A 3,556-nucleotide genomic window follows, 5' to 3' on the forward strand; every position below is an offset into this window, starting at 1 on the left:
ATCACTCGCGTGGGCGACGGTCCAACCGCCGCAGGCGCCCAGCACGAGCTCCTCCCATGGCAGCTGTTGTACCGCGGATTATCTCCCCGCCGATTTCTCGAATTGGTTTAGGCCGGATAGGCGGCGATTCGCCGAATTGGCCAACCGGTGAAGAAGCTCGGGCAGGTGGAGGAATGCGGGTTGGCGACGCGCCCGCGAGCGGGTGCGTGGCCAGATGGGGCTTGCGCGCGGCGGGCAGTTGCGGCGGGCCGAGCAGCCCGCCGTGATCGGGCAGAAGCAGTGGCTAGAAGGGCAGTTCGTCGTCGAACGGCTCGGGTTGAGTCGGTGCTGCCGGTGCTGCCGGTGCTGCCGGGTCCGGTGCATCGTAGTCGAACTGCTCGAACTGCTCGAACTGCTCGAACTGCTCGGACAGCGCGGTCTCGTACTGCGTCCACAGCGCCGCCAGCACGGCATCGAGGGCGTCATGGACGGCCATGGCCTGCTGCGCAGTCCAGTGCGCGGGCAGGGAGACCTCGGGACGGTCAGTCTGTGTACTCATGGGGCGATCTCCTCGCGGGCGGTTTGGACATGCTCGGTGGTGACGATGCGGGCCTTGTCGAGGGTGGCGCTGGTCAGCGCATAGTGCGCCAGGCGGTTGACCTTGCGCGGCATGCCTTGCGTGGCCTGGAACAGCGCTTCGATGGCGGGCGGCTCGAACAGCGCCAGCTCGCAGCCGGCCAGGCGCAGGCGATGGGCGAGGTACTCGGGCAGCTCCTCGCGTGTGAGCCCGGTCAGGTGATGGCGCACGACGATGCGCTGGGCCAGGGACTCGTGCACGGCCATGCTCAAGCGTCGACGCAACTCTGTCAGCCCGACCAGCAGCAGGCAGAGGCGGTTCTCGGCATCCATCCGGTAGTTGGTGAGCAGGCGCAGGTCCTCCAGCACCTCGTTGCGCAGGTGGTGGGCCTCGTCGACGATCAGCACCGGGCGCTGCTTCGCCTCGAGGGTCAGGCGCGTGACCTCCGCGCGGATGACGCGGAAGGCAGACGCACGATTGCGCTCGGTCGGCAGGCCCAGCTCCCAGCCGATGGATTTGTACATATCCATGACATTGCCGGTGGACAGCGGCACGTAGAACACCCGATACAGCCCCGGATGCAGGGCGGCTGCCACCTTGCGGCAGACGGTGGTCTTGCCGGAGCCGGCCTCACCGGTGACCAGGCCGATGCCGCGCAGCTCCAAGAGGTGCTTGAGCCGTGCCTCGGCCTCGCCGAGGGAGGCGGAGGCGAACAGGGCATCCGGCTCGGGGGTCAGATCGAAGGGGAAGGCAGTGAGCGCGAAGTGCTTGCGGTACATCAGCGCTCCTCCGCGTCATCGGCATCCGGCAGCTCGCGCAGGCGCAGTGCCGAGGCCGGCGGCTGCGGCGCCGGGGCGTCGGCCTGCAAGGTCCGGGAGGGCCGGTCGCGTTTGACGAAACAGTTGGCATAGGTCTGCACCGGTCGGGCCGACTCGATCGGCTTGCCGTGATGGCAGACCTGGATGGGGCGCTCGGGCGGCGCGCCGGGATCGAAGCGCAGCGTGACCTTCTCCCCGACCAAGGCGGCATCGACCTCGTAGACGACGCCGTTGAGGCTGACGGTGCGGTCTTTTTGGACCTTGCGCTCGGCCTCGAACAGGAACAGGTCCACCAAGTCCAGGCCCGGCTCCGGGAAGCGCACCGTCGCGGCGGTGCGCGCCCACTGTTCCAGTGGCGTCACCCCGTCCAGGCCGCGATGGGGCGTGTGGTGATACTCGCCCTCGATCCAGGCGCCCAGGCGGCGGTTCAGTGCCTCCAGGCTGGCGGTGTCCGCCGCGCTCAGGCGCGTGAGCAGCTGCCCGCGCACGCTCTGGAACCAGCGCTCGATCTTGCCCTTGCCCTGCGGGCGATAGGGCCGGGCGTGGATCAGCGCGACGCCGAGCTTGGCGCAGACCAGTGCCAGGTGACGGGAGCGGTAGTTGGCGCCGTTGTCGACGTAGAGGCGCTGCGGCAGGCCGCGCTTCTCGATCGCCAGCTTGAGCACCGGCAAAAAGGTCTGCGTATTCTCCGACAGCGCAAAGGCCGCGTGCGGGATCACGCGCGTGGCATCGTCGAGGAAGGCGAGCAGGTAGGTCTTGCGCTTGACCCGCTCGCCGACAACGACCGCAGGGCCATGCATGACATCGCTCATCCACAGCTCGCCGGCACCGGCGAAGGCGAAGCGCCGCCGGTCGCTGTCGCCGGCCTCGCCCGTGCGCTTCTCCATCAGCCCGTGGCGCGCCAGCAGCCGGTGCACGGTCGCCGGCGGCAGCGGCAGATCCGCGGGCACCTCGGGCCGGGCGCGTGCTTCGCGGATCACCAACTGCACGGACAGTGCCGGGTTCGCCTCCTTGGTCGCCAGCAGCGCCTCGGCCACCGCCGCCGGCAGCCGGCGCACCCGCCCGCGATCGGCGCGCGGCTTCGGCAACAAGGCCTCGAAGCCGCCCTTGCGGTACGCCTTCAGCCAATGGCGGATGGTCTCCGCGGCGATGCGCGTGCGCGTGCTGGCGGGGATGGTGTAGTCCCGCGCGGCTTTCTCCTCGATGCGCGCATACAGCCCCTTGCCGCCTTCGGGCCACTGCACGAGCTCGGCGATCACCCCGTAGCGAAACAGGGCAATCTGCTGGCGGCGATCATCATCGGTGTCGGTCATCGGCGGGGTCTCCGCGTGGCGCAGGCCCACTGCCTGCCCGCGCGACCCTACGCCGGCGCTCCCGGCGGGTCCGCCCCCACCCAGTGTTGGCGGGCGCCGCGGCGCCCGCCCCCCGACTCGCGCCGGGGCCGGAATCCGAGCGGTTTCGGCAGATCCCGCAGCCATGGCTCGGCAATCCCGCGCAACGCCACCAGCACCTCGGCGACACCGAGGCGCTCGCCGAACGCCGCCAGCGTCGCCGCGCAGCCACCGCAGCGCTCCGGCAGCAAACCCCGCAACAGGTGCAGCGAAGCGTGCACCGCACGCACACGACGCCCCACCCAGCGCAGCGCCCCCGGCAACTCGATGTCCAAGCGCAACGCCGCGCAAGCCGCCTCCAGGCTCGGTGCCTGCTCGGCCGCGCGCACCACCGCTTCCACCTCCGCCAAAGTGCCCGTCAGCCGTGCCGCCAGACAGTCCGGCAGCAGGCTGAACGTACGCCGGCCCGTCGGGCAATACCAACGTGCCACCAAGGTGCCGGGCGGGGAGACGCGCGAATAGGTGCCGTGGCGGGCAAAGCCGCAGCCGCCCTGCGGATGCAGTGGGCAGCGCGGCAGGCTTGCCTGCAGCCAAGCCTGTTCGAGAACATACTCCGCGCCGGTGTGCGCACAAGCGTAACGAAGCTGCACCGGCCATCGGCCCGCACGGCGGCTACCGTGGCGGGCCTTCTCATGTCTGCAAGTGCCGAGATTCTCCCGCAACTGCCGCAGCAGCGCTCACCTGTGATGGCCGTGAGACATCCCCCGCCGTCGCCGCACCGAACTGCGTTCTCGATCTGCAGGTTCTTCATGACGTCGTAGCAGGCGAAGGTGTTCAGCGGTTCCATCGCG

At 69.9% G+C, this 3,556-nt stretch carries 4 protein-coding genes; all 4 read right to left on the reverse strand.

Going from position 1 to position 3,556, the window contains the following annotated elements:
• Window positions 1-283 precede the first annotated feature (283 nt).
• From LJE69_RS13450 to LJE69_RS13465, 4 genes are read right to left on the reverse strand one after another with little or no spacing between them, the layout of a single operon-like run.
• Complete coding sequence (locus LJE69_RS13450; RefSeq protein ID WP_296925866.1) at window positions 284-538, reverse strand: hypothetical protein; 255 nt, start codon at window positions 536-538, stop codon at window positions 284-286.
• Window positions 535-1,335: an AAA family ATPase gene (locus LJE69_RS13455; protein ID WP_296925868.1), complete on the reverse strand. Its 801-nt coding sequence runs from the start codon at window positions 1,333-1,335 to the stop codon at window positions 535-537. The genes LJE69_RS13450 and LJE69_RS13455 overlap by 4 nt, the downstream gene beginning before the upstream one ends.
• Window positions 1,335-2,687 carry a DDE-type integrase/transposase/recombinase gene (locus LJE69_RS13460; protein WP_296925870.1) on the reverse strand — a complete coding sequence of 451 codons (1,353 nt, stop codon included), beginning with the start codon at window positions 2,685-2,687 and terminating at the stop codon, window positions 1,335-1,337. The genes LJE69_RS13455 and LJE69_RS13460 overlap by 1 nt, the downstream gene beginning before the upstream one ends.
• 47 nt (window positions 2,688-2,734) lie before the next feature.
• On the reverse strand, window positions 2,735-3,355 hold the full coding sequence (locus LJE69_RS13465; RefSeq protein WP_296925872.1) for a hypothetical protein: 621 nt from the start codon (window positions 3,353-3,355) through the stop codon (window positions 2,735-2,737).
• Between the last annotated feature and the right edge of the window lie 201 nt (window positions 3,356-3,556).

Source organism: Thiohalocapsa sp. (assembly GCF_022340605.1).
Taxonomy (GTDB): domain Bacteria; phylum Pseudomonadota; class Gammaproteobacteria; order Chromatiales; family Chromatiaceae; genus Thiohalocapsa.

Bases quoted from the DNA above. Each gene is read 5' to 3' on its own strand.
- LJE69_RS13450 (WP_296925866.1), bottom strand. From the start codon at position 538: ATGAGTACACAGACTGACCGTCCCGAGGTCTCCCTGCCCGCGCACTGG.
- LJE69_RS13455 (WP_296925868.1), bottom strand. From the start codon at position 1,335: ATGTACCGCAAGCACTTCGCGCTCACTGCCTTCCCCTTCGATCTGACC.
- LJE69_RS13460 (WP_296925870.1), bottom strand. From the start codon at position 2,687: ATGACCGACACCGATGATGATCGCCGCCAGCAGATTGCCCTGTTTCGC.